At 39.6% G+C, this 24,663-nt stretch carries 22 protein-coding genes; 12 read left to right on the top strand and 10 right to left on the bottom strand.

Annotated features, from left to right (window positions below):
- Positions 1-6: 6 nt before the first annotated feature.
- Both ahpF and ahpC read right to left on the bottom strand, forming a co-directional pair.
- A complete protein-coding gene (ahpF, locus tag QFZ28_RS05220) occupies positions 7-1,536 on the bottom strand; it encodes an alkyl hydroperoxide reductase subunit F (protein WP_307193659.1) in 1,530 nt (509 codons plus the stop codon).
- A gap of 13 nt (positions 1,537-1,549) precedes the next feature.
- On the bottom strand, positions 1,550-2,113 hold the full coding sequence (gene ahpC / locus QFZ28_RS05225) for an alkyl hydroperoxide reductase subunit C (RefSeq protein ID WP_307193660.1): 564 nt from the start codon (positions 2,111-2,113) through the stop codon (positions 1,550-1,552).
- A 276-nt stretch (positions 2,114-2,389) separates the two neighbouring features.
- Between ahpC and QFZ28_RS05230 the strand changes: the two genes are divergently transcribed.
- The 11 genes from QFZ28_RS05230 (at position 2,390) to QFZ28_RS05280 (ending at position 13,606) form a co-directional block, all read left to right on the top strand.
- Entirely contained in the window at positions 2,390-3,511 is a 1,122-nt protein-coding gene (locus QFZ28_RS05230; RefSeq protein WP_307193661.1) for a sugar diacid recognition domain-containing protein, read from the top strand.
- Between the two features lie 120 nt (positions 3,512-3,631).
- Positions 3,632-4,906, top strand: coding sequence for a GntP family permease (locus tag QFZ28_RS05235; RefSeq protein WP_307193662.1), 1,275 nt, complete (start codon positions 3,632-3,634; stop codon positions 4,904-4,906).
- Positions 4,907-4,932: 26 nt separating this feature from the next.
- Entirely contained in the window at positions 4,933-6,063 is a 1,131-nt protein-coding gene (locus QFZ28_RS05240; RefSeq protein WP_307193663.1) for a glycerate kinase, read from the top strand.
- 552 nt (positions 6,064-6,615) lie between these two features.
- Positions 6,616-7,416 (top strand): SDR family oxidoreductase, encoded by an 801-nt coding sequence (locus QFZ28_RS05245; RefSeq protein WP_307193664.1) that lies wholly within the window; start codon positions 6,616-6,618, stop codon positions 7,414-7,416.
- A gap of 134 nt (positions 7,417-7,550) precedes the next feature.
- A complete protein-coding gene (locus QFZ28_RS05250; RefSeq protein WP_307193665.1) occupies positions 7,551-9,473 on the top strand; it encodes a BglG family transcription antiterminator in 1,923 nt (640 codons plus the stop codon).
- Between the two features lie 32 nt (positions 9,474-9,505).
- Positions 9,506-9,955 carry a transcriptional regulator GutM gene (locus QFZ28_RS05255; RefSeq protein ID WP_307193666.1) on the top strand — a complete coding sequence of 150 codons (450 nt, stop codon included), beginning with the start codon at positions 9,506-9,508 and terminating at the stop codon, positions 9,953-9,955.
- A 16-nt stretch (positions 9,956-9,971) separates the two neighbouring features.
- Positions 9,972-10,523 (top strand): PTS glucitol/sorbitol transporter subunit IIC, encoded by a 552-nt coding sequence (srlA, locus tag QFZ28_RS05260; protein WP_307193667.1) that lies wholly within the window; start codon positions 9,972-9,974, stop codon positions 10,521-10,523.
- Positions 10,524-10,544: 21 nt separating this feature from the next.
- Positions 10,545-11,564, top strand: a complete 1,020-nt coding sequence (gene srlE, locus QFZ28_RS05265) for a PTS glucitol/sorbitol transporter subunit IIB (protein WP_307193668.1) — start codon at positions 10,545-10,547, stop codon at positions 11,562-11,564.
- Positions 11,565-11,673: 109 nt separating this feature from the next.
- Positions 11,674-12,039, top strand: coding sequence for a PTS glucitol/sorbitol transporter subunit IIA (locus tag QFZ28_RS05270; RefSeq protein ID WP_307193669.1), 366 nt, complete (start codon positions 11,674-11,676; stop codon positions 12,037-12,039).
- Between the two features lie 100 nt (positions 12,040-12,139).
- Positions 12,140-12,808, top strand: a complete 669-nt coding sequence (locus QFZ28_RS05275; protein WP_307193670.1) for a transaldolase family protein — start codon at positions 12,140-12,142, stop codon at positions 12,806-12,808.
- A 24-nt stretch (positions 12,809-12,832) separates the two neighbouring features.
- The gene (locus QFZ28_RS05280; RefSeq protein WP_307193671.1) at positions 12,833-13,606 is read left to right on the top strand and encodes a Cof-type HAD-IIB family hydrolase; all 774 of its coding nucleotides are present in this window, start codon (positions 12,833-12,835) and stop codon (positions 13,604-13,606) included.
- A gap of 155 nt (positions 13,607-13,761) precedes the next feature.
- On the opposite strand, the gene QFZ28_RS05285 is transcribed toward QFZ28_RS05280, so the two are convergent.
- From QFZ28_RS05285 to QFZ28_RS05310, 6 genes are all read right to left on the bottom strand, one after another.
- Entirely contained in the window at positions 13,762-15,594 is a 1,833-nt protein-coding gene (locus QFZ28_RS05285) for a hypothetical protein (RefSeq protein ID WP_307193672.1), read from the bottom strand.
- A gap of 319 nt (positions 15,595-15,913) precedes the next feature.
- A complete protein-coding gene (argB, locus tag QFZ28_RS05290; RefSeq protein WP_307193673.1) occupies positions 15,914-16,687 on the bottom strand; it encodes an acetylglutamate kinase in 774 nt (257 codons plus the stop codon).
- 18 nt (positions 16,688-16,705) lie between these two features.
- Complete coding sequence (gene argJ / locus QFZ28_RS05295) at positions 16,706-17,935, bottom strand: bifunctional ornithine acetyltransferase/N-acetylglutamate synthase (protein WP_307193674.1); 1,230 nt, start codon at positions 17,933-17,935, stop codon at positions 16,706-16,708.
- A gap of 12 nt (positions 17,936-17,947) precedes the next feature.
- Positions 17,948-18,982: an N-acetyl-gamma-glutamyl-phosphate reductase gene (gene argC / locus QFZ28_RS05300; protein ID WP_307193675.1), complete on the bottom strand. Its 1,035-nt coding sequence runs from the start codon at positions 18,980-18,982 to the stop codon at positions 17,948-17,950.
- A 30-nt stretch (positions 18,983-19,012) separates the two neighbouring features.
- Positions 19,013-21,001, bottom strand: a complete 1,989-nt coding sequence (locus QFZ28_RS05305) for a hypothetical protein (RefSeq protein WP_307193676.1) — start codon at positions 20,999-21,001, stop codon at positions 19,013-19,015.
- Between the two features lie 15 nt (positions 21,002-21,016).
- Positions 21,017-22,237 carry an ATP-grasp domain-containing protein gene (locus tag QFZ28_RS05310; protein ID WP_307193677.1) on the bottom strand — a complete coding sequence of 407 codons (1,221 nt, stop codon included), beginning with the start codon at positions 22,235-22,237 and terminating at the stop codon, positions 21,017-21,019.
- Between the two features lie 197 nt (positions 22,238-22,434).
- Between QFZ28_RS05310 and QFZ28_RS05315 the strand changes: the two genes are divergently transcribed.
- Entirely contained in the window at positions 22,435-22,998 is a 564-nt protein-coding gene (locus QFZ28_RS05315; protein WP_307193678.1) for a GNAT family N-acetyltransferase, read from the top strand.
- Between the two features lie 148 nt (positions 22,999-23,146).
- Here the strand turns inward: QFZ28_RS05315 and QFZ28_RS05320 are convergent, their stop codons facing one another.
- Together QFZ28_RS05320 and nspC are read right to left on the bottom strand one after the other, a co-directional pair.
- Positions 23,147-23,440, bottom strand: coding sequence for a DUF2535 family protein (locus tag QFZ28_RS05320; protein WP_307193679.1), 294 nt, complete (start codon positions 23,438-23,440; stop codon positions 23,147-23,149).
- A 95-nt stretch (positions 23,441-23,535) separates the two neighbouring features.
- Complete coding sequence (gene nspC / locus QFZ28_RS05325; RefSeq protein WP_307196953.1) at positions 23,536-24,663, bottom strand: carboxynorspermidine decarboxylase; 1,128 nt, start codon at positions 24,661-24,663, stop codon at positions 23,536-23,538.

A 24,663-nucleotide genomic window follows, 5' to 3' on the forward strand; every position in this document is an offset into this window, starting at 1 on the left:
GTGAGATTAATTTCTAATCAAATAATCGAATGCACCTAAGGCAGCAGTTGCACCTGATCCCATAGAGATAATGATCTGCTTATAAGCACTATCTGTACAGTCACCAGCCGCATATACACCTGGAATGCTTGTAGCACCATGCTTGTCCACAATAATCTCACCGAAGCGAGTGCGTTCAAGGGTACCCTCTAACCAATCTGTGTTTGGTACAAGACCGATTTGAACGAAAATACCTTCTAATTCGATGTGCTTAATTTCTTCTGTTTCACGATCCATATAGGAAATACCATTTACCTTGTCAGTACCGGTAATTTCTTTTGTTTGAGCATTCAGAATAACCGTTACATTAGGCAGGCTGTAAAGACGATCTTGAAGCACTGAGTCAGCTTTTAACTCTGCTGCAAACTCAAGAACTGTTACATGCTTTACGATACCTGCAAGATCAATTGCAGCCTCAATACCAGAATTCCCGCCACCAATAACAGCAACGCGTTTTCCTGCAAACAATGGACCATCACAGTGTGGGCAGTATGCTACACCTTTATTCTTAAACTCCGCTTCGCCTGGGACACCAACATTACGCCAGCGTGCTCCAGTGGAAAGGATAACGGCTTTACTCTTAAGAACAGCACCGTTTTCAAGTTCAATTTCAATGAGATCTTTCTTTTCTAAACGTTTTGCACGTTGTAAGTTTAAAACGTCCACGCCATATTCTTTCACATGCTCTTCAAGGCTTGCAGCAAGTTTCGGACCTTCTGTATATTTCGTACCGATAAAGTTCTCAATACCCATCGTGTCCATTACTTGACCGCCAAAACGTTCAGCCACAATACCTGTACGGATACCTTTTCGAGCTGCGTAAATCGCTGCACTTGCACCAGCAGGTCCGCCGCCGACAACCAGCACATCGTATGGTTCTTTATCAGAAAGCTCGGAAGCATCTGTACCAGAACCCATTTTAGCAAGAATTTCTTCAATACTCATACGGCCGCCGCCAAAGCTTTCTCCATTTAGGAAAACAGTTGGAACCGCCATGATGTTTTTGCCTTCAACTTCAGCTTTAAAAACTGCACCATCAATCATGGTATGGGTAATACCAGGGTTGAGAAGGCTCATTAAGTTTAAGGCTTGTACAACATCAGGACAGTTGTGGCAAGTCAGGCTGATGTAAGATTCAAAGTGATACTCACCTTTGATGGCTTTGATTTGATCAATGACTTTTTGATCAACCTTTGGTGCTCTTCCGCTAACCTGCAAGAGAGCCAATACTAAGGAAGTGAATTCATGTCCTAGAGGAATACCAGCAAACGTTATGCCCGTGTCTTCACCGATGCGGTTTACGCTAAAGCTTGGTGTTCTCTCTAGTTCTGTTCTTTCAACCTTAATGTTGGATGACATGGACGCCAATTCATCTATCAAAAGCAGCATGTCGCGAGATATGTCATCGGTTCCTGCGCTAACCTTAAGAAGGATATCGCCTTCCATCAGTTGAAGATACTGGGATAACTGAGCTTTTATATCTGCATCTAGTAACATTTTTATCTACTCCTTAAATTTTTCCAACTAGGTCAAGGCTTGGCTTAAGTGTTGCAGAACCTTCTTGCCATTTAGCTGGGCAAACTTCGCCTGGATTGTTGCGAACGTATTGTGCAGCTTTAATTTTGTTAACGATTGTGCTTGCATCACGGCCGATTCCGCCTGCATTAATTTCCATAGCTTGTACCACGCCGTCTGGATCAATGATAAAAGTACCACGTTGTGCAAGACCTTCTTCTTCATCAAGTACATCAAAAGCGCGAGTAAGCTTTTGAGATGGGTCACCAATCATAATATATTCAATTTTGCTGATAGCTGGTGAGTGATCGTGCCATGCTTTGTGTGTGAAGTGAGTGTCAGTTGATACAGAATATACTTCAACGCCAAGATCTTTTAGAGTTGCATATTGGTTTTGTAAATCTTCTAATTCAGTAGGGCATACGAATGTAAAATCTGCTGGGTAGAAGCAAACAACACTCCATTTACCTTTAAAGTTTGCTTCTGAAACAGTGATGAAATCTCCATTTTGATATGCGTTTGCTGTGAATGCTTGTACTTCTTTACCGATTAATGACATTGTGTATTTCCTCCTAAAATTAATGTGAGAATGGTTTACATCAAATACTAATAACTAAATTAGAATAATTCTAATACAATGTTTATTATTATATAAAAGCTACCCACTTGTCAACTAGAAAGATTACATTTTTATTAGCCTTTTCAGACAAATCGATTTAAAATTTGGTTTATGACCGAATATAACCCCGCAGGCAGTAAAGTATAACTTCTAATAATAATGATATATTTATAGCAGTCTTTTTGTAGCATAGATAGAAAGAAATGAGGGGTCTATATGAGATATTTAGATCAATCCTTGGCTCAGGAAATTGTGAATCGAACAATGAATATTATAAACCGAAATATTAATGTCATGAATGAGAAGGGCGTAATTATTGGTTCAGGCGATAAGAAAAGGATAAATTCTATTCATGAAGGAGCTATTAGGGTAATAGAGAGCCAATCTGGTTTTGAAATTAGTGAAGCGGAAGCGCAACAACTTTACGGAGTTAAGGCGGGAATTAACCTGCCGATTAACTTTCATGATAAAGTAGTGGGAGTCATTGGGATTACAGGGACACCCGAGGAGATTCGGAACTACGGGGAATTGGTCAAAATGGCAGCAGAAATGATTCTTCAGCAAGCTGTACTAATTGATGAAATGCAGTGGGATGAACGATTAAAAGAAGAATTAACCAGCCAGTTATTGCACGGAACGGAAAAATTAAATTCATTATATTTTGAAAGGATGAAACGACTCGGAATAAACTTAGATATTCCACGAGTTGCTATTATCCTAACGGTTGAAAACCAACCAAATGGGTATAAATGGATTCGCGATAAACTGGAAAATGACGACTTATATGTAATGCATCCTGACCACATAGTTCTATTAAAAAAAGTAGGTATGACGAAAAAAGAATGGGATTATTCCCAAACTGTACACCAAATGGAAAAATGGGCTACTGGGTTAGAAAAATATCAACGGTTGCATTGCAAAATTGCAATTGGAAGCTGCCATCCAGATTTAGAAGGGCTCTCCGAGTCTTATCGAGAGGCAGTCTATACTTTGAATGTGGGGGAGAAACTAGACCCTCATAAAACCATTTATTTTTTTGACGAATATAAATTGCCTATTTTTCTTGCGCGAGCTAATCAACTTGGGATTGGGGGGGAGATTGGTCCATATTTTCAACAATTAAAACAACAAGATAAAAAAGGGGAATTGTTGGAAACATTGATGGTATATGTTGAAGAAAATGGAGATGTTAATAAAGTGGCGGGAAGGCTCTTTATTCACCGAAACACCCTTAGATACCGGTTGGAACGGATTGCTGAATTGACAAACAAGGACCCGCGTAATGTTAAGGATTTACTTGAGCTCTATCTTTCTATTTTGCAAAATCAAATTAAATAATTTTGTGCAAATGCACAAAAAGGCTTAGTTATCCTAAGCCTTTTTTTGATGGACTGAACAATGTAATTAGATGGGGAAACGCTTACAATGAATGTACAATAATCAAGGAGGGACTCACCAATGGATCCACAGATTCAAGTAAGCGCTTTAGGTGCAGTGATTGCACTTGTTGTTGCAATTGTACTAATTTTAAAGAAAGTATCGCCTGCCTATGGAATGATTGCCGGTGCGTTAGTCGGCGGTCTTGTCGGAGGAGTCGATATAACCAATACAGTAACATTAATGTTGGAAGGTGCTAAAGGTATTATTCCAGCCGTATTACGAATTTTGGCTGCAGGTGTTTTAGCTGGAGTTCTGATTGAATCAGGTGCTGCGGCAGTAATTGCTGAAACGATTGTAAAAAAATTAGGAGAAACAAGAGCGTTGCTTGCACTAGCTATCGCAACGATGATCTTAACAACAGTTGGTGTTTTCATCGACGTTGCTGTTATTACGGTTTCACCAATTGCTCTAGCAATAGCTAAGAGAGCTGGAATTTCAAAAACGGCTATTTTACTAGCGATGATAGGTGGAGGTAAAGCGGGTAACATTATGTCACCAAATCCAAATGCCATTGCTGCTTCCGATGCTTTTAATGTTCCTTTAACATCCATTATGGCTGCAGGTATTATTCCAGCCATTTTCGGACTTGCCGTAACGTATATTATTGCTAAAAAACTTGTGAAAAAAGGCTCAACTGTTCAAATGCAAGAAATTCAAACTCATAATGGCGGGCCGCTTCCTTCATTCTTAGCAGCCCTTATTGCCCCTATTGTAACGATTATATTATTAGCCTTAAGACCGTTGTTCGATATTAATATCGACCCGTTAATCGCCTTACCTGTTGGTGGTATTTTGGGAGCAATTGTAATGGGCAGAGGAAGAAAGATAAACGACTATGCTATTTCAGGCTTAGGAAAAATGTCTGGTGTGGCAATTATGCTTCTTGGGACAGGTACACTAGCTGGAATTATTGCTAATTCTGGATTGAAAGATGTTTTAATCGAAGGATTAAATGCAATTGGACTTCCGGGTTATGTTCTTGCACCAGTTTCTGGTATCTTCATGTCTGCTGCAACGGCTTCTACAACTGCGGGTACAGCTGTAGCCAGCCAGGTATTTAGTTCAACGATTTTAGGTATGGGTGTTTCTGCTATTGCTGGTGCTGCTATGATTCATGCGGGTGCAACTGTACTAGATCACTTACCACACGGAAGTTTCTTCCATGCAACAGGTGGAAGTGTCAATATGGAAATTAAAGAACGTCTAAAAGTGCTTCCTTACGAAACACTCGTAGGTTTAACGTTAGCTATCATTTCTACTTTAATTTATGGTGTATTTCATATATTTGGTTAACATCAACTAGATAGGAGAGGAAAAAGATGAAGATTGTCATTGCGCCAGATTCCTTTAAAGAAAGTTTATCAGCACTAAAGGTCGCGGAGTCAATTGAAAAGGGCTTTAAAAGGGTAATTCCTGAGGCTGAATATATAAAAGTACCAATGGCTGATGGTGGCGAAGGTACGGTACAGTCTCTAGTCGATGCAACAGGTGGTGAAATAATTTCAAAAACAGTAACAGGACCACTAGGCGAACCAGTAGGTGCTTTCTTTGGAATTCTTGGAAATAAAACGACAGCTGTAATTGAGATGGCCGCTGCCTCAGGTTTACACCTTGTACCAGCAGAGAAGCGAAATCCTCTCATAACCACAACTAGAGGGACAGGCGAACTAATTGCTGCCGCTCTTGATTACGGTGTTAACCATATCATTATTGGTATAGGGGGCAGTGCAACAAATGACGGCGGTGCAGGAATGGCTAAAGCGCTTGGGGCACATCTACTTGATGAGGATGGCATAGAAATAGGAGAAGGAGGCGGCTCTCTTTGTGACTTAGCCTCTATCAATCTCTCAGAATTTGACCCGCGGTTAGCAAATATTAAAATTGAGGTTGCATGTGATGTTGATAATCCGCTGACGGGGGATAAAGGAGCATCTGCTATCTTTGGACCACAAAAAGGGGCTACTGCTGAAATGGTAGCACTACTGGATCAGAATCTTGGTCATTATGCTGCCATAATTGAGCGAGATCTTGGTGAAAAAATAAATGAAGTACCTGGTTCCGGTGCTGCAGGTGGTCTTGGGGGAGGACTATTGGCCTTTTTACCCTCGGAATTGAAGCGAGGAGTCGAAATTGTTATTGAAGCTACTGGTCTATCTCAAATCGTAGAGGATGCAGATTTAGTCATAACTGGAGAAGGTAAGATTGACGGACAAACTATCTTTGGCAAAACTCCAGTTGGTGTTGCTAAAACGGCTAAAAAATATGGAGTCCCTGTTGTTGGAATTGCCGGAAACGTATCAAAGGATAGTGACGTTGTACATGAACATGGTATTGATGCCATATTCAGTATTGTCCCTGGTGTAATTTTATTAGAAGATGCGTTTAAACATGCAGAAGAGTACGTAGAGAGAACCGCTGCTAATATAGCTACTGTTTGGAAAATGAAGTAATAGGTTGTATCACCATATTTAGAAAACAATATTTTATAGAACTATCACCTTGTCAACTAGAAAGATTACATTACTATCAGTTTTTCAGCAAAACATTTTAAAAAATTGAAGATCACGCTGAGATAGTTATTTTAAATCATTGCGCTAAAAAGCCACCTTTTTAAACTAAAGGTGGTTTTTTAGTTAGGACGCTTTTTGTAAGCGTTCTTATAAAGAAGGGGGTAAATACATAATATCACAGCAAATTTTGACGTGTCCTGCTTTCTGTTAGATAGTCTCTCATTTGAATTGCAAATAACAGTGAAATGGAAAGAGTTTCAACTTCATTTATCTTTATAACTGGAAGAAAACCTTACAAAACAAAGTTCGATAAAAAGGCTCCCTATCAGGCACCGAGTTCTGTCGAAGATTGGAAATCCATGTATTGGGAGCAGACATTTTTTATTTGCATTCGTTTTCACGTTTTTGTGAAAAAGAGTGTATTAATCTAGTCTATTAATCTACTTATACTTAAATCATAAATGAAATCGCTTTATATAGGAGGAGTAAAGTATGAGTGGTTCTTGGCTTGATTTAGAAGGGAAAGTGGCAATTGTCACGGGTGGTGCTTCTGGCATTGGATTACATATTACTAAAGAATTAATTAAAAACGGAGCAAAGGTCGTTGTCTCTGATATTAATGGTGATGAAGGACAACAGGCTGATGGATCGTATTTTATAAACTGTGATGTGACAAAAAAAGAAAGCGTTAACCTTATGGTTGCCCGAACGGTTGAATTGTTTGGTTCAGTGGATATCCTAGTAAATAACGCTGGTGTCAACCTGCCGCGACTATTAGTTGATGTTGTAGGGGAAAGACCAGAATATGAACTTAGTGAGAAAGACTTCGATTTTATGGTAGCGGTAAATCAAAAAGGACCTTACCTCTGTTCACAGGCTGCGGCGAAAGAAATGGTCAAACAAAATAAGGGAGTTATCATTAATGTTGCTTCGGAAGCAGGTCAAGAAGGTTCTGCTGGTCAAAGCTGTTACTCTGCTACGAAAGGTGCCGTCATCTCATTTACTCGTGCCTGGGCAAAGGAGTTAGGGAAATACAACATTCGAGTGGTGGCTTTAGCCCCTGGTATCTTGGAAACAACAGGATTAAGAACTCCTGCCTATGAAGAAGCATTGGCCTATACACGAGGCGTTACGGTGGAAGGATTAAATACAGATTATAGTAAGTCGATTCCGCTGGGACGGGAGGGGCAATTGAAAGAAGTTGGCGATTTGGTTTCTTACCTTGCTTCGGACCGTTCCAGTTATATTACAGGGACAACGGTTAATATTTCAGGTGGTAAATCCAGAGGTTAATAACCAAAAATGAATCGTCAGTAAAAGCTATTTTAATGGATGATTGATTCGGAGCCGAGAAAAAATTTACACATTACTGAAACTATTCCGATATAATCTATATCATCCATTTTTACGAAGAAGGTGGTGAGAATATGTCTGAATTAAATATGGATAATCGAATCGTACAGATCATTGAGTTGATCAGGAAGAAAACATACTGTCCATTGGATTATCTCGCAGAAACCATTGGAGTAAGTACCCGAACCATCCGCAATGATATTAAGCAGCTAAATAGTGACCTTAAGGGAATAGCAGTCATAGAGAATGAACGGGGGAAAGGCTTCCATTTGGAAATTGAGGATGAGCAGTTGTTTTTGAACTTGATTGGAAGCATTTATTCAGAAAAAAATATGCAGGATTCACCCCAACGACGGATTGCTTTTATCATTGACCGCTTACTAAATAGTGATGAAGAGAATACCTTAGATGAGCTAGCTTTTGCTATGAATATTGGCAGGACGACGCTGGTGAATGAATTAAAAAAAGCAGCAGTTGCTTTAGAAACATACAACTTATCGATACTTGGGAAACAAAACAGCGGAATATATTTAAGTGGAAATGAACTAGATTTACGCTACTTTATCCTTGATAACGTATATGACTATATCTATAGCAGCTATCCCTTAGATGAGGATATAAAAGAAGCTATCCTGGCAATTGCTAACGAACATGACTTGGAATCCTCAACTCAAAATAGGCTAATGAAGTCAGTCATTGTTATGCTTGACCGCCTATTAAAAGGCTGCCCTCTTAAAGAGATGGGTGATAAACACAGGAAGCTGCTTGACACTAAAGACTATCAGATAGCTTTTGAAATCGTTGGTGCCATCGAAAGTAAACTTCCGATTAGGATTCCAGAACCAGAAATTCTATTTATAACTTTACCCATTGCGGGCAGGAGAACACCAACTAATAATCGTTCAATTGCTGACATTACCATTACGGATGATGTGAAAAAACTGTTGGAAATGATTATGGAGCAGCTTGGCTTTGAAAAAGAAATTATTAAAGAAAATGGAACTTTCTTTCAGGATTTACACTATCACTTAACCTTTTTGCTGAATCGGCTGATGTTTGATATCAGGATTAAAAATCCATTATTGGCTGATGTAAAGGAAAAATATCCTGTTGCTTTTAAAATGGCAGAAATGGCTGGTCAAGTAATAAAAAAGGAATATGGCTTAACACCTTCTGAAGATGAACTTGGATTTATGGCCGTTTATTTCGGAGTTTTCATTGCACAAAGTGATGTAAACACGAAACGTTTGCGGCAGGTTGCAGTTATATGCGGTACAGGAAGAGGAACGGCCAAACTGGTATCGATTCAACTGCAGAGTCTCCTTAATCAAAATACTCAAATCGATCTTTTTTCGGAAACAGAGGTAACAAAAGAGTTATTGAACCATTACGATCTTGTTTTTACTACCGTAAAACTAAGATTTGAATCGAATACTCCCATCATCATCATTAATGAAATATTCGATGAAAAAAGTGTTTCAAAGCAAATCGAAAAAGTGACCTATTTACAAAAATTTAAGCTTAAAGATGAAGGCAATCATAATTCAATCGTGAAGTTGTTACTGAAAGAAGAGAAATTTTTTCGATTGGATAGCAGTAAAAGCTATCACGAAAATGTAAATGGAATGGTAGACAAGTTAGTGTGTACAGGCTGCCTGGATGAAGGTTTTAAAGAACGGCTAAGTGAAAGGGAAGCAAAAGGATCGATGGTATTTGATCGTTTTATAGCCCTTCCTCATACTAGTAATGCCGCAACCAATAAAATTGAATTAGCACTGGGTGTTTTTCCTGAAACGGTTTTGGCAGATGGGAAAGAAATTAAACTTGTCTTTCTGTTAGGAATTCCAAAACAAACCGATTATGACGCCAGTCTTTTAGTGAAAATATACGATGAAATTATTAAGATTGCTTCCAATGATCAGTTGATTGATCAACTGGCTCAATCATCCAGCTATGAAAAATTAGTGAAATGCCTTGAATATGCAAGTAGGTCATAATTTTTGAAACAAACGTAAGGATGTGAAAAGCATTGAATATTATTGTGATTATGATTTTTATCGCCGGAGCATTTGTGGTTCAAATGGGTTTAGGGTTTCTACAAATCAAGCATTTTTCGAAAGCGTATGCAGAACTGAGAAGAATTGGGAAGGTAGCGATTGGTAAGAAGCCAGGAAGAATCCGTGCAGGAACCATTGTCCTTTTTGCTGTGTCAAATAGCGGTAAAATCTTAAAGGCTAAGAAAATGCAAGGGGTTACCGTAATGGCGACAGTCAAGGACCTGCCTGGGTTTGAGGATAAGAATATTCGAACCTTAAAAGAAGAAGATATGGCCCATTGTAATAAGCTGCTTAAATTAGCCATTCTAGATGCTGTGTCTAACTACAAGACAATCATGAGTGGAGGCGTTATTCCGGAAAAGTATAGTCCTTTTAAAAACATGATGCTAAAAGCAGAACGTGCAGTTGCTGTTAAAAAATAATAAGAGGTGAAAGAGTATGGATTTTATCATTAAATTTGCCGAAGGATTTATGAAATTGTTTCAAACAGGCGCAGATGTATTTATTTCTTGGATGACAGGAATTGTCCCTGTTGTTTTACTATTAATTGTTGCGATGAATACGTTAATTCAAATCATTGGGGAAAAACGGATTAACAATCTGGCAAAGGCCTCAACGAAAAACCCGCTATTAAGATATATGGTTCTGCCATTTGTTGGATCGTTTATGCTAGGTAATCCCATGGCATTATCATTAGGGCGTTTTTTACCAGAAAAGTACAAGCCAAGTTATTATGCTTCAGGTGCTTATTTTTGTCATACAAGTAATGGTTTATTTCCACATATCAACCCAGGAGAATTGTTTATCTTCCTCGGAATCGCAGCAGGGATCGAGACACTCGGTTTTAGTACAGCAGAATTGGCTGTCCGTTACCTCCTAGTCGGATTAATCATGAACTTCTTTGCAGGCTGGATTACTGATTTTACAACAAAAATGGTAGAAAAACAGCAAGGCATTACATTAAGAACAGAAGTGAAATTACATCACTAAGATAAAGAGGGGGTTTACAAGATGACTGAATATCGTTCCATTCAAGTTGTGAAAGGCAGCGGCGGTTATGGAGGTCCGCTGACCATTACTCCAACTGCACAAAAAAATAAAATTGTTTACATTACTGGCGGCGGTTCAAAACCAGACATCGTCGATAAAATTGCCGAATTAACAGGTGCAGAGCCTGTCAATGGTTTTCAAACATCGGTACCTGATGAGACCATCATGGTGGCAATCATTGATTGCGGAGGTACATTACGCTGTGGAATTTACCCGCAAAAAAGAATTCCAACAATTAATATTATGCCTACAGGAAAAACTGGTCCCTTGGCTAAGTTCATCACGGAAGATATCTATGTGTCTGCCGTTGATGTTGACCAGATTCAACCTATCTATGATGCAGAAACACTTGTGGCAGCTGCTGCGGAGAAGCTCCCTGAACAGGCGCCTCAAAGAGAATTCAAATATAGTGCGGATCAAAAAATTTCTCAGACTCTCGCTGCAAAAAAGAATAAAAGTATCGTAACTAAATTTGGACTTGGTGCAGGTAAAGTTATTAATACTTTCTATCAAGCTGCACGTGATGCCGTCCAAACCATGATTACGACAATCATACCATTCATGGCCTTTGTTTCACTGTTGATTGGAATTATCCAAGGATCCGGAATCGGTAACGTTTTTGCGAAAATAATGGCACCTCTTGCAGGCAATATTGGCGGACTACTTTTAATTGGATTTATTTGTTCATTACCATTCTTATCTCCATTGCTAGGTCCAGGTGCCGTTATTGCACAGGTTATTGGTACATTAATCGGGGTCGAAATTGGTAAGGGAAATATACCACCAAACCTAGCTCTACCTGCCTTATTCGCAATTAATACTCAAAATGCCTGTGATTTTATTCCAGTAGGACTTGGGTTAGCTGATGCAGAGCCGGAAACAGTAGAAGTAGGTGTACCATCTGTTCTCTATTCCCGATTCTTAATCGGTGTTCCGAGGGTATTTGTTGCATGGCTGGCCAGCTTTGGATTGTATGAATAAGAAAAAAATATCATATTTAAATAACTTTATATTGATACACCAAGTATTCGAACAACTAAGATATTAAAAGGAGGCATGGGGGCATAACTCATTGTTAATGCCATAGATTATGAAAACTATTTATGAAAACAAAGTAAAAAATATTGGTTCGATGGCGGGTACGTTCTTGGAAGAAAAAATGTTCATTTTATTCGGTACTGAGGCTCCTCAGGATTTAAAAGATTTTTGCTACAACATTGATGTTGTTAATGCAGATGGGGAAATTCAAGAAGGGCAGAAGCTTTACATCAACAACGAAGAGTTTAACATTACTGCAGTTGGTAATCTCGTTCAACGTAATTTAACTACCCTAGGTCATATTACGTTAAGATTTGATGGGACAACAACACCTGAATTACCGGGTACTTTATACTTAGAAAATAAAGACATTCCGTCCATTTACTTAGGTACAAAACTTAAAATCGTAAGTGAATAGTTAAGTTATGTTCAGCAGATATTAACCTCTGCTACTGATAGGAAACAAGAGGCTTAATCTATAAGAGGTTAAGTCTCTATTTTTTGAGGAGGAGAAATAAGTGAGATTATATATTGATTCAGCAAATGTAGAACAAATCCGCCGATTGAATGAGTATTTTCCGATTACCGGTGTCACCACAAATCCGTCTATTCTAGTAAAAGAAAATCGTCCTTTCTTGGAACAGCTTAAAGAAATTAGAGAAGTAATCGGTGAAGAGAAAGAATTATTTGTACAGTTACTTGGGGAGACAGCTGAAGAAATGGTCGATGAAGCAAGGTTTATTACCCGCGAGGTTCCTGGAAAAATTATTGTAAAGATTCCTGTAACAGAAGAAGGGTTAAAAGCGATAAAAATGCTGGTCATAGAAAATATACCTACACTCGCGACAACCATCTATACTCCTTTTCAAGCGCTAATGGCAGCAATGGCTGGTGCGAAGTATGTAGCTCCTTATGTGAATCGTATCGATAATTTAACAGGGAATGGTGTAAAAGTAGTCGCTGAAATTGCCAAGTTATTTTCAACGTATCAGTTACCAGCTGAAATCGTTGCTGCCAGCTTTAAAAATGTTCAGCAAGTCCATGATGTCTGTCTCGCTGGAGCACAATCGGTAACGGCAGGTCCTGACCTTATTGAAAAATTTATTGCTTTCCCTGCTACAGCAACTGACGTTTCAGTTTTTAAAAAGGAATGGCAGAAAGCTTATGGAGTAGATCGTATTAATTGATAAGTTGGGGGAGAGGAGAAAACCATGAAACAAGTAGTATTCTTTGATTTAGACGGTACACTTTTAACAAGTGATTTAAAGGTTGCAAGCAGCTCTATTGAAGCAATACATGCGTTACAGGCGCAAGGAGTAGAACCAGTTATTGCAACTGGCCGAACATTAGCGGAAATTGGTTCCATACTAGAGGAAACAGGCATCCGTTCATGTGTTGTTATGAACGGTCAATATGTCATCTATGACGGGGAAGTAATCTATGAAAATCCATTGGATGTAAGGGAAGTAATAGGATTACATGAGGCAGCGTCACGTAATGGTCATGAATTGGCTTTTTACAACGCAGATAAAATAGCCGTCACAAGTGAAGGGTCAGAGTTAATTACAAAAAATTATATCCGCGTTGGCGGTCAATATCCTCCTATAAATGCCAGTCTATATCTAAATGAATCCATCCATTTAATGCTGATATTCTGCGAAGAAGGGGAAGAATCTTATTATCAGAAAAAATTCCCCTATTTCCAATTTGTAAGGAACTCTCCATACGGTTGTGATATTTACCCAGCAGGAACTTCAAAAGCTTCTGGCATTGAGCGTTTACTCACCCTGAAAAACCTGCCTTTAGAAGCTACATATGCATTTGGGGACGGATTAAATGATTTGGAGATGTTTGAACTAGTGCAGCATCCAATTGCAATGGGGAATGCGTTAGATATTGTAAAACAGTCGGCAAAACATGTAACCCATTCACATAACGAAGATGGTATTTTAAAAGGTTTGGAATTATGTGGATTATTAAAGTAGAAGTTAACTCTAGAAAATTAGAAATCATGGTGCTGGTAAATGCTCAAAAGAACTCGTCTGTGTTGACGAGTTTTTTCACATTTTGTGTCTGTATAAGGCCTTGATCGCTCCGCATAGGGAGTAATCAAGGCCTTATAAGTGGTGGTAAATCTTTATCAATCCAGTTTAGGAAAGTGAAATGCATATAAGCAGTGCAGGAAATCATCAAATGGAAGGGAGGACTCGCCCTCTTGCTCGCCATTTCCGGAAACGCTGGTTCTGATGGAGTTCCCCCATACTTGCAGACTGTCGTTATTTGGGTTATAAAAATACACGCGAATGCACCCAGAAGGGTCAGCGCCTATACGTTGAATAAGGACTGCATGGGCTCCAAGCGCTTGACCAGAATGGTTGTATATAATAATACCAGCTGGCTGGGGGAGACCATCATTAACATTTGGTTTGTTTGAAGGGTGATAGTGCAGGTGGAATTTGGTTTTAAACTGTAAGTCACTGTAAACATCTGAGAACTCGGTCCATATTCCTTTTATATGAAAAGAAGGGTTGATCCATTTATGGGGATCCTGCCCGCGCCCTTCGGAAGCCTTTAACATTTCAAAATAGATTGAATCAAGGTGAGGAATCAAAAGCAGTGAGACGGTATCAATATTTTCCTCATCATTTAATGTGACTTGTGGAAGCGTATCTGAAGAAATCGGTCGACCTTCAAAATAAATCGTGATTTTCCCATTTTCTAAAAAATGATTAAACATTTTAAGCAGCATGATAGGCTCTTTCTGTGACCAATAGCTGAGTGCTCTTGTTGATTGGCACGCGGGGTTAAATCCTTGGCCGATCCCAAGAGGCTGCCCTAAAACACTTATCATTTCCGAGACAAGAAGAGTACGAAGAACTTGTGTATCTGTGATTTTATGATGTGCGGCGAGCCGTTTTTTAATCGTTTCATGAAGGGGTACTTTTAAAAGCTTTCCTAATTCTTTTACAAATTCTTTTGTAAAAATATCTCGTTCCAAAAGGCGTATTAAACCATAAATGCATCTTCTGGTTTTGATTGTAACCGCTGCATCGATGAGAGTGGAAACAAAAGGTAGATTCAACCGCAGGTTTTCTCTGGCTGTTTCATTCCCACCGAGTATATATTGAATCAAATCCGTTTTTTCTTTATTAATATAGTTTAAAAAAATCGCATGGAAAGGCGAAACAAGTCCTGTACTCGTTACTGATGACTTCAGCTGATAGGCTTCCTGAATTAATAATAAGTCATTGCTGACTTTCAGTTTACTTTCATAATTTTCAACCGAAGTCGCAGCGGATATATCAGATGGACAGAATACGGCGTTTTCGTAATGCATCAAGCTTAAATCAGCTTCTTTCTGGCCGCCGGCTAATTTTTTTGCACTGGCAATTAATTTCAGTATTTTGTCTGTTACAATTGGCCTTTGTACAGCAAGATTATGGATTTCTTGATATAAGCTTTGAAAAACTACCGGCGAAAAACAATGGTCTGAAATAAATCTCAAAATATCCGACGCCTGTTTATCATCATAGATATGCTTTACCCGATTTTCTTCCGTTTCCTTCATTAATAATAGATCCATATTTAAAGCCAAAACCTTTGTCAAAAATTCATTTGCTTCATACGCCGACATTTCTGGATGTACATAATCACCCCTGGCAATGGCGAGAATTCTCAGATTGCTCAATGTCTCGGCTGCTGCCGTGATTCCGCCGGCATGTAAAGTACCTCTAACGAGAACAGGATTTAGTTTACGGACATTTTCCCATGGTTTCCCTGCAAATACCCCGGTTTCGTCAAAGAGATGGGCATACTTATAAATCTTTGCCAATCCGTTCGGCTCTTTCAGTAGTTCAACCGCTTCTTCCAAAACTTTCTGTTGAAATAAACTTTTATTTAATATAGAAGATTTTGATAACTGATAAAAGGCTTTTTGAAATGAATCCTCTGAAGTAAAAAGAAAAAGTCCCATTTATCCCTTCCCTTTCCTGCATACTGCCTTTACAATATAATATTGACCAAATACAAAGAGAATTACTTATTATAAGAAAAAACACACAAGGCTTCATTCAGATAGAAAAGTGATGGAAATTTGGCTGGGATTGGAGTTCTTCAACTTTACCAGTGGACCAGAAGAGATTCGATTGCAGGGTTTAAGCAGATTTGTTTGAGTAATTTAGTGAATATTCTAAAAATAATATTTACCTTAATTTAACATATAATAGTTGATATTTCAACTTAGGCAAAAATAAGAAAGGACCCGGAAAATCTTTCGGGGTCCTTTAAGTGAATCAATTTGTGATCAACTGCTTATGATAAATTCTCGTCCCGTTCCAGGTGCCATTTTCAAAAAAGGTCTTTTTACCGGAAACGATCATAACACTATCAATGCCTTTTTCCACAGCATTCAAGGCGGAGTGAACTTTCGGAATCATCCCTCCACTAATTTCACCATTGGCAATATAAGTATCCACCTCTTGTTTTGATAGGGAACGGGCGATTGTACCCTCAATCAAGACACCATCAACATTGGTGACAAACAGGCATTGTTCGGCATGAAGGGCTTTCGCTACCTCTGCGGCCGCATAATCTGCGTTAACATTAAGTTTTTCGCCGCTTTCAGTAATTCCTATCGGAGTAATAACCGGAATGTAGTTCGCATTAACAGCGAGTTCTAAGTATTCTGTATTAACCTTGCTGATTTCTCCAACAAAACCAAGCTCCGCACGGTTTGCATAATCCGCCTGTAAACAATTCGCATCACTTCCATTTATCCCGATAGGGGAGAAGTGGTGATGCTGAAGCATTGCCACAAGTTTTCTGTTTGTCTGTCCTGCTAGAATCATTTCCGCAATTTTAAGTGTCTGCTCATCCGTTTTACGAAGTCCATTGACAAATTGAGGTTTTACATTAATCAATTTGAGCATTTCATTTATATCAGGTCCGCCGCCATGGATAAAAACCAGTTTATAACCAACATTCTTCAATTCGAAGAGACTTGTAAAAAAAGAGGATGTTAACTCGTCCAAAACACTGCCGCCGCATTTGATCACAATATATTTCATCCTATTTTCCTCCTAGCCTTACGTGCGATAGCTGGCATTGATTTTGACATAGTCATAAGATAGGTCACAGCCCCATGCCTTACCGGCACCTTTACCCACATGAAGGTCAACTAAAATCTTGATAAATGGCTGATTTAAATAATTGCGTGCTTCGTCCTCTGAGAACGCACAGGGCACACTATTTTCCAGCATCTTTATAGGACCGATGGCCATATCGACTGTATAAGGATTAATCGCCGCTTTTGTCTGGCCAATCGCGCCGATGATTCGTCCCCAGTTGGCATCGGCACCGAAGATGGCGGTTTTTACTAAACTTGACCCAACAATTTGTTTGGCAATAAATCTTGCTTCCTCATCATCCTTCGCCCCTAGTACCTCTACCTCAACTAACTTTGTAGCTCCCTCGCCATCCCTCGCAATTTGCTTGGCTAGGTTTTCACAAGCCTTCTTCAAAAGCTCAACGAATGTTTCCCATTCTGGATGTTCTGGGGTTAACGGATGATTCCCTGCCAGCCCGTTTGCCAAACACAAGACCATATCGTTTGTAGAGGTATCACCATCCACGGTAATTTGATTAAATGTATGATTGGTTACCCGTTTTAAGGCTGCCGATAAATTCTCAGGCGAGATCGCTGCATCACATGTTAAGAAACCAAGCATGGTAGCCATGTTCGGATGAATCATTCCAGAACCTTTGGCCGCACCTCCGATGGTAATGGTTTTGCCGTCGATTATGCTTGAGTAACCGCAGCTTTTCATCACGATATCGGTGGTGAGAATAGCAGTTTGAAAATCAACTGCATCACTGTTTGATTTACCTGGAGATAATGATTGAATGCCGTTTGAAACTTTTTCCATATCTAAATACTTGCCAATAACACCAGTCGAAGCAACAGCCACATAATTTTCCTTAAGGTTGAATTTTTCAGAGGTTAAGGAGCGCATGATTAATGCATCCTTGTGTCCTCTTACTCCTGTACACGCATTGGCACAGGCACTGTTTACCACAACAGCCTGTAAGAGACCTTCGCGCTCAATGCTTTCTTTCGTTACTATTAAAGGAGCTGCTTGGAATTGGTTTGTGGTATAAACTGCTGCAGCTGAAGCCGGGATTTCACTAATAATGATTCCTAAGTCCTTTTTAGCATGGCGGAGTCCGGCATGGACCCCTGCGGTCGTAAATCCTTGTGGTGATAATATATTCCCATTTTCAATTTCAACAATTTTTTCCTTTAACAATAACTGCATTCATGATCCTCCTTAAGGGTACATAGGAATAAACTCTAATCCCGTTTTCTCATTTAATCCATTCATTAAATTGGCATTTTGAACCGCCTGGCCGGCAGCGCCTTTCATGAGATTGTCAATAACAGAAACGATCGTTAACCTTCCTGTTCGCTCGTCAGCATGTAAACCAATATCACAATAATTTGATCCAGATACTTCTTTGACAGATGGGAAATTACCTTTCTGTCTAATCCTTACGAACGGATTATTCGAATACTGTTCCTTATATAATTCAATAAGTCTATCAGTATTGATATTTTCTGTAAGATTTACATAAATCGTAGCCATGATTCCTCTCGTGATTGGCAACAAATGGGTATTGAAAGTGATAGGTGAAATTTCGGCATCCCACAGGTTCAATTGCTGTTGAATTTCAGGAATATGCTGATGTTCGTTTACTTTATAGATTCGGAAGTTTTCATTGATTTCCGAGAATAGCAGGTTTTTAGATACCGATCTACCAGCACCGGAAGCACCGGATTTTGCATCAACGATAATCATATCCGGATTAATCAGTTTCTGTTTTATTACTGGTGCAAGACCTAATAGAGTTGCTGTAGGGTAACAGCCAGGGTTGGCAATTAAATTAGAATCGATAATTTTTTGTTTGTTCCATTCACTTAACCCATAAACAGCTTTTTCAAGGAGATTGCTCCCTATAGGTTCGTGCTTATACCATTTCCTATATAGTTCTCCATCAGTAAGACGCAGGTCACCAGATAAGTCGATGATTTGAATACCTGTGTGTGCGAAGGCGGGGACTAGTTTACTAGATACCCCTGATGGCGCAGCAATAAATACAATATCTGAATGCTTCGCTATTTTTTCAGCATTGATGTGCTCGAGTTTTAAGCTTGTCATTCCATTCAGATGTGGAAACTCTTCTGATAAAGGAATCTCATCCCTTGTCGTATGAACGGATTGTACCCTAAATACGGGATGGTGATGTAATATGCGAAATAGTTCACCACCGCCATATCCAGTAGTACCGATTATTGATACTTGCATGAGTGACCTCCCCGAAACATGCCTATTTTGTTATTCCCAAAGATACGTTTTGCCCCAGCTTTCCCTTGCCAAAGTTTCTACTTCCTCTACAAGACTATCTTCAACCATATAGATGTCTCCCTGTTCGTATGGGTTGTAATGGAAGGCATACATCCTTGATAAAAACTCATGAAGCGGGAGGGAAGATTCTCCTTCAACTTCACCGAAACCTGTAACGCTGGGGCTAATGCCTTGCCCCCAGTTCTGACCGCTGTCGTTGTTCGGATTGTAAAAATAGATTCGGTAATTTGCATTCTGATCTTTATGAATCCTTTGAATCGATACCGCATGCAGACCGAGCAGCGTCCCGTGTACGTTAGTCGTGAATATGCCAACTGGGTTTGGATAAATCAATTCGTACCCCTCATTATAGTCCGGATGGTGAGTGGCATAGAATAGCCTGACAAAGGTGGAATAATTTGTCACTTTCAGTGTTAGTGGATCGATCACATTTATAAAGCCCTTTGGTATCCACTCTCCATAGAATTCGGGGTTTACCCACTTATGACCGTCTTCTCCACGAAGGAGTGTACGTTTCATCATTTCGTTATAGATTTTATCGAGGTGGGAAACAAGAACAATGGATACGGGATCCAATTCTTGGTGAATTTCTCCAGCAACTCCGTCAGCCAGGAGGCTTGAATGGATTGCTTCACCTTCAAAAGTCATGTCAATATCATGATCACGAGCCGCGCGGGCAATGTATTCCAACAGCTGTCCAATTCCATGCTGGGACCAGAGGGAGATGGCTCTCGCAGACTGGCAAGTTGGATTGAGACCCTGGCCCACTCCAAGCGGCTGACCGAGTACACTAATGACCCCGGCAACGAGCACACCGTTCAGGCTGATCCCGCACCGTTCATATTCAGGCTTTGAAAGGATTTGTTTTACCTGAGCGTGAATCGGGAGCTCGAACAGCCGGCGAATGGCTGGTGCCACATGTTCCTGGGAAAGAACTCCGCGGTCAAGCATTCTTGCAAGGCCGTAAATAGATTGCCTTGTTTCTGGATAAATAGAGAGTTGAATCATATCGTGAATTAATTCTCTATTGGCATTAAAGCTGGCTGTCCCTGTTTCTGTTAAATCAAGGGCAGCTGGAATTAAGTCAGGATTCTTTCGGTTAAGGAATCTCAGCAGTACGGCATGATGGGGTGAAACAAGCCCCGTATCTTTCATGGAACCAGCAAAGATCTTAGCCTCAGCCTCAAGTTCATCACTATAGGCATCCTTTATTCTCAACCTATACTCTCTTTGAGAGGACGCATCCTTACTTAGTGGTGTAGGGGCATTGGCTGCACGTGAGTACTTTTTAAGTGCTTCCGCTGTTCTTTCATCTTCTACACTTTCCATTAGTGGTTCAAACATGGCAATCATGTTTAGAATCCGTCCCGTCATAATCGGGCGCTGAACAGTTAGGCGATCAATCTCCTGAGCAATTTTATCAGCGATTGCTTTAAACGAAAGCTCTTGACCCAGGTAGCGGAACAAGTGCTGTGCCCGGATCATATGATCATCCAGCTGAATACGGTTTTCCTCGTTTTCCGGCGGAAATAACAGGTCAAGATTAAGAGCAAGGACTTCATTTAAAAATACGTGTGCTTCTTCAGCTGTAACGCCCTCGTGTATGTAATCCCCTTTGGCGATGGCAAGCATTCTCATTTCACTTAACAATTCGATAATGGATTGGACACCTTTAAGCTTCAATGAACCGCCGGCCAAGGGAGGCTGCATTTTTGCTGGATCTTCCCACGGACCTTCTTGGAACACACCCGCTTGGTCAAACCGATGGGCATTCCCATAGAGGATGGACAGCCCATCATCTGAACGGGAAAGCTCAATCGCAAGTTGGAAGACTTCTGTCTGGTACATGCTTTTTGCGAATGATTTTGCTTCGTCGAGTCTGTTTAGAGCATTTTCGAATCTATTTTTTAATGCGGCTGTTAGTTTACTCATTCTTTTCCGCTTTGTTTGGTTCGTCATCCGTTTCTTCCCTCCTTAAAGGTAAAAATCATGCTTTTCATATTTTTTCATGAGCTCCCTCATGATTTGGCTGTCATCCCCAGAAAAGAAAATCGTTCCATAATGATTTCCAAAGCCCACTCGTTCTGCCACTTTGGAAGTAACAGGTATGAACATATCATGTCTTTCGAAATAAGGATGATTTTTAAGCTCATCAGGCATACTGAGTTTTTCAATGACTTTTACATTTGGATATACCATCAGGCTGCCGGCATAACCCTTTGCAGAGACCACTTCTTCAGGGAAAAAGGCCTCAAGTTCTTCTTCCGTTGTATCTGGGTCGCTACAAAGAATCTGTGCCTGAAACGCACTAAAGCCATATGCCTTTTCAATCAATTCAAATATATGACCACCTGGAACACGGGCAGCCACCTCGCCGAAATTCAATGTTCCATCCGGGGAGATGAAATATTCAGGATGTATAACTCCGTATTCGACTTCAAAAGCTTCTACAAGCTTCTCAATCTCTTCCTTAATTTGCGGCCGCCATTCTTCAAGAGAAGGAGAAGCAGGCACAAAGTTGGAGTGACCAAGCTTAACGTACTCGGTAATATTTAGGAACTTCACCTTGCCATTATGGATAAAAGCTTCACAGGAGAATTCCTGACCATCCAGATGGCTTTCCATAAGAAGCGGAAACTCTGAATCACAAATTTGTTCAATCTCATGTCGATCGCGAATCATCCGGTGGCCGACTGTTCCTGCTTTATTAAAAGGCTTTACATGGATGGGGTCATTCAGATCGCCATCCAGCTTAATTAATGCCTCATTTACTCTATTTAAGAACCGATAAATGTCATCTTTGTTTTCTGCTTCTGCAAATACGCCTACACGGATGCCAGCCATTTGTGCTTTACGCTTCATCAACCCTTTGTCCCGAAGTAACAGTGATTTATTGAAAATGCGCGGGTTATTTCGTAGCCTTGCATTAAGAGCACCAGCCCATTCAACAGTTTCCTCATAAATCGGTACAGCTACTTTTGTATTCAGGTTCTTTAATATTTCATAAAGTTCATCCGACTGTTCCTCTAAGTGGTCGAATACCCATGGAACAAACTGGATGTCATGGGTATCAGCAAAACTTTGAAATTCAGGTGGACCCACCACCACAAAAGGTCGATTCATTTTGTCAATCGCTTCAATTGCATGAAGACTCCAGCCAAGTAATGCCGTTACTGTACCCTTGCTCTCTTTCATCTGCATAACTCTCCCTATTTTGAATGTGGACAAGATTATAACAGCATTATTTTAACAAAATAAAAATTAGAATTTTCAGATTTACACAAAAAGTACAAATACTTAAAACTAATTTAATAAAAAATTTACATTAAATCACTAAAATAAGAAGGGAAGTTGATGAAAATTGAAAAAAATTCTGTCAAAGGGGTATTAGGATGAGCCACTGGTATACTAGATTGACTGATTATTTTCCAGAAAAAGAAATGAAATCCAAAAGGCATTTTGAAGTACTTTTTCATGAAAAGCAAGGAATCTATCAATTAGAAGAAAGCACAGGCCATGTGCTTGTATACTTCGAACATTCAGATTTTATCTTCATAGATTATATCCTAGTGACCGGAAACAACCGCGGGAATGGGAGAGGAAGTAAGATCCTTGATCAGTTGAAAAGAAAGGGAAAAGCAATCATATTAGAGGTGGAGCCAGTAACTCTGATAGACCCTGACTCGGAAAAACGAATACGATTTTATGAAAAAAATGGTTTTCTAAAGATGGAATCGATTCGTTATGAAAGAATCCATATGGTAACAAATGAGTTGAATAAAATGGACATCTTCTGTTGGTCTCCAGTACATAGAACGGAAGATTGGGTGTATAACCAAATGAAAGCTATATATGATGAAGTACACGCTTTTAAAGCCGGTGAACTGTACAAACGCAATCCCCAGCCAGTATCAGATGTTCTCTGGATGGAAGAATTAATGATTGTTAATGCTTAGTTGAAATAGTAGAGGACTAGTAAAAATTTATTAATTTTTATGGAGATTAAGCCAAAAAGGTCAGCCCTACGATTAAGATAGTGGGGGCTGACCATTTGTTTTGAACATCTAGTTAATTTTTTATGTAATGTTTTATAGATAAGAAAGATTAAGCGTTATTTCGAAAATCTTCTATTTTGTATAAATCCTTGAAGTCAGTCCAACTCATTTTTCGTTTCAAATGTTCCCGGAAAGAATGGCAGCAATTTTCTTGGGGTTTATTATAGAGAAGTGAAATAAATCGCTGTAAACGAGCTTGTATCGGAAAATAGTACCCATTGTTTATTTCTAATACCGGGATATCTATGACTTTAATCTTTTGTCCAAAAGTATTTTTGAATTCCAGGCTTTTACATAGCAAAATATCATCTTCTTTTTCCAATTTCTTTCTATTATAACTCATTAACGAACTAAAGCGTCAAAATATTTTTACTATTTTGTGGAATGATTTTCATAAAAAAACCAGACCCTGAAACAGAATCTGGTTTTAATTGCTATTTATGCTAATCTCACTTTGAAATCTTGATAGCCGAATTCACGGACGATACGACAGTCGCCGTCTTTATTCTGAACGGCAATCGCTGGTAAAGGCATACCGTTGAAGGTAGTGTTTTTTACCATTGTATAGATGGCCATATCACCGAAAACTAATCGATCGCCGCTCTTTAATGGCTGGTCAAAAGAATAATCGCCGATTACATCACCTGTAAGGCAGGTTTGTCCACCAAGACGATAGGTAAATGGCTTTTCGCCACTTTCACCTGATCCAAACAATGGAGGACGATAAGGCATTTCCAATACATCAGGCATATGGCAGGTTGCAGAAGTGTCAAGAATCGCAATCTCGATTCCATTTCGATGTAAATCAAGTACAGAAGTGATTAAATACCCTGCATTTAGCGCAATCGCTTCACCGGGCTCAAGATATACTTCTAATCCGTATTTCTCCTGCATTCTTTTGATACAGTTTTCCAGTCTAGGAATATCATAATCTTCTCTAGTAATATGGTGGCCGCCGCCAAAATTAATCCATTCCATTTGTGGCAGCCACTCGCCAAACCTTGCTTCGACTGCATTTAGAGTGGTCTCTAAATCGTCAGAGTTTTGCTGACAAAGGGTATGAAAGTGCAATCCTGAAACACCATCAAGTAAATCAGGACGAAAATCTTCCTGTCTTACACCGAATCTAGAACCTGGTGAACATGGATCATAGATTTCATGGCCAACTTGCGTTGAACATTCAGGATTGATGCGCAAACCGACTTTTCTGCCAGCTGCAAGTGCTTTATCTTTAAACTTTTCCAGCTGTGAGAAGGAATTAAAAATAATATGATCGCAAATGGAAATAATCTCGTCGATTTCATCATCACGATAGGCAGGGGCAAAGACATGATTTTCTTTGCCCATTTCCTCATAACCAAGACGTGCCTCGAACAAACCACTTGCTGTTGTACCGCTTAAATACTTTCCAATGAGGGGATACATTGTTGTCATAGAAAATGCTTTTTGTGCTAAAACAATTTTAGCTCCTGTACGTTCCATGACACCGTTCAGGATTTTGAGGTTCTTCTCTAGAAGACCCTCATCTACTACATAACAAGGTGTTGGTAATTCTTCGAATCGCAT

The sequence above is a fragment of the Neobacillus niacini genome, from assembly GCF_030817695.1.
In the GTDB taxonomy this organism is placed as follows: Bacteria; Bacillota; Bacilli; order Bacillales; family Cytobacillaceae; genus Neobacillus; species Neobacillus niacini_F.

Bases quoted from the DNA above. Each gene is read 5' to 3' on its own strand.
- ahpF (WP_307193659.1), bottom strand. From the start codon at position 1,536: ATGTTACTAGATGCAGATATAAAAGCTCAGTTATCCCAGTATCTTCAA.
- ahpC (WP_307193660.1), bottom strand. From the start codon at position 2,113: ATGTCATTAATCGGTAAAGAAGTACAAGCATTCACAGCAAACGCATAT.
- QFZ28_RS05230 (WP_307193661.1), top strand. From the start codon at position 2,390: ATGAGATATTTAGATCAATCCTTGGCTCAGGAAATTGTGAATCGAACA.
- QFZ28_RS05235 (WP_307193662.1), top strand. From the start codon at position 3,632: ATGGATCCACAGATTCAAGTAAGCGCTTTAGGTGCAGTGATTGCACTT.
- QFZ28_RS05240 (WP_307193663.1), top strand. From the start codon at position 4,933: ATGAAGATTGTCATTGCGCCAGATTCCTTTAAAGAAAGTTTATCAGCA.
- QFZ28_RS05245 (WP_307193664.1), top strand. From the start codon at position 6,616: ATGAGTGGTTCTTGGCTTGATTTAGAAGGGAAAGTGGCAATTGTCACG.
- QFZ28_RS05250 (WP_307193665.1), top strand. From the start codon at position 7,551: ATGTCTGAATTAAATATGGATAATCGAATCGTACAGATCATTGAGTTG.
- srlA (WP_307193667.1), top strand. From the start codon at position 9,972: ATGGATTTTATCATTAAATTTGCCGAAGGATTTATGAAATTGTTTCAA.
- srlE (WP_307193668.1), top strand. From the start codon at position 10,545: ATGACTGAATATCGTTCCATTCAAGTTGTGAAAGGCAGCGGCGGTTAT.
- QFZ28_RS05270 (WP_307193669.1), top strand. From the start codon at position 11,674: ATGAAAACTATTTATGAAAACAAAGTAAAAAATATTGGTTCGATGGCG.
- QFZ28_RS05280 (WP_307193671.1), top strand. From the start codon at position 12,833: ATGAAACAAGTAGTATTCTTTGATTTAGACGGTACACTTTTAACAAGT.
- QFZ28_RS05285 (WP_307193672.1), bottom strand. From the start codon at position 15,594: ATGGGACTTTTTCTTTTTACTTCAGAGGATTCATTTCAAAAAGCCTTT.
- argB (WP_307193673.1), bottom strand. From the start codon at position 16,687: ATGAAATATATTGTGATCAAATGCGGCGGCAGTGTTTTGGACGAGTTA.
- argJ (WP_307193674.1), bottom strand. From the start codon at position 17,935: ATGCAGTTATTGTTAAAGGAAAAAATTGTTGAAATTGAAAATGGGAAT.
- argC (WP_307193675.1), bottom strand. From the start codon at position 18,982: ATGCAAGTATCAATAATCGGTACTACTGGATATGGCGGTGGTGAACTA.
- QFZ28_RS05305 (WP_307193676.1), bottom strand. From the start codon at position 21,001: ATGACGAACCAAACAAAGCGGAAAAGAATGAGTAAACTAACAGCCGCA.
- QFZ28_RS05310 (WP_307193677.1), bottom strand. From the start codon at position 22,237: ATGAAAGAGAGCAAGGGTACAGTAACGGCATTACTTGGCTGGAGTCTT.
- QFZ28_RS05315 (WP_307193678.1), top strand. From the start codon at position 22,435: ATGAGCCACTGGTATACTAGATTGACTGATTATTTTCCAGAAAAAGAA.
- QFZ28_RS05320 (WP_307193679.1), bottom strand. From the start codon at position 23,440: ATGAGTTATAATAGAAAGAAATTGGAAAAAGAAGATGATATTTTGCTA.
- nspC (WP_307196953.1), bottom strand. From the start codon at position 24,663: ATGCGATTCGAAGAATTACCAACACCTTGTTATGTAGTAGATGAGGGT.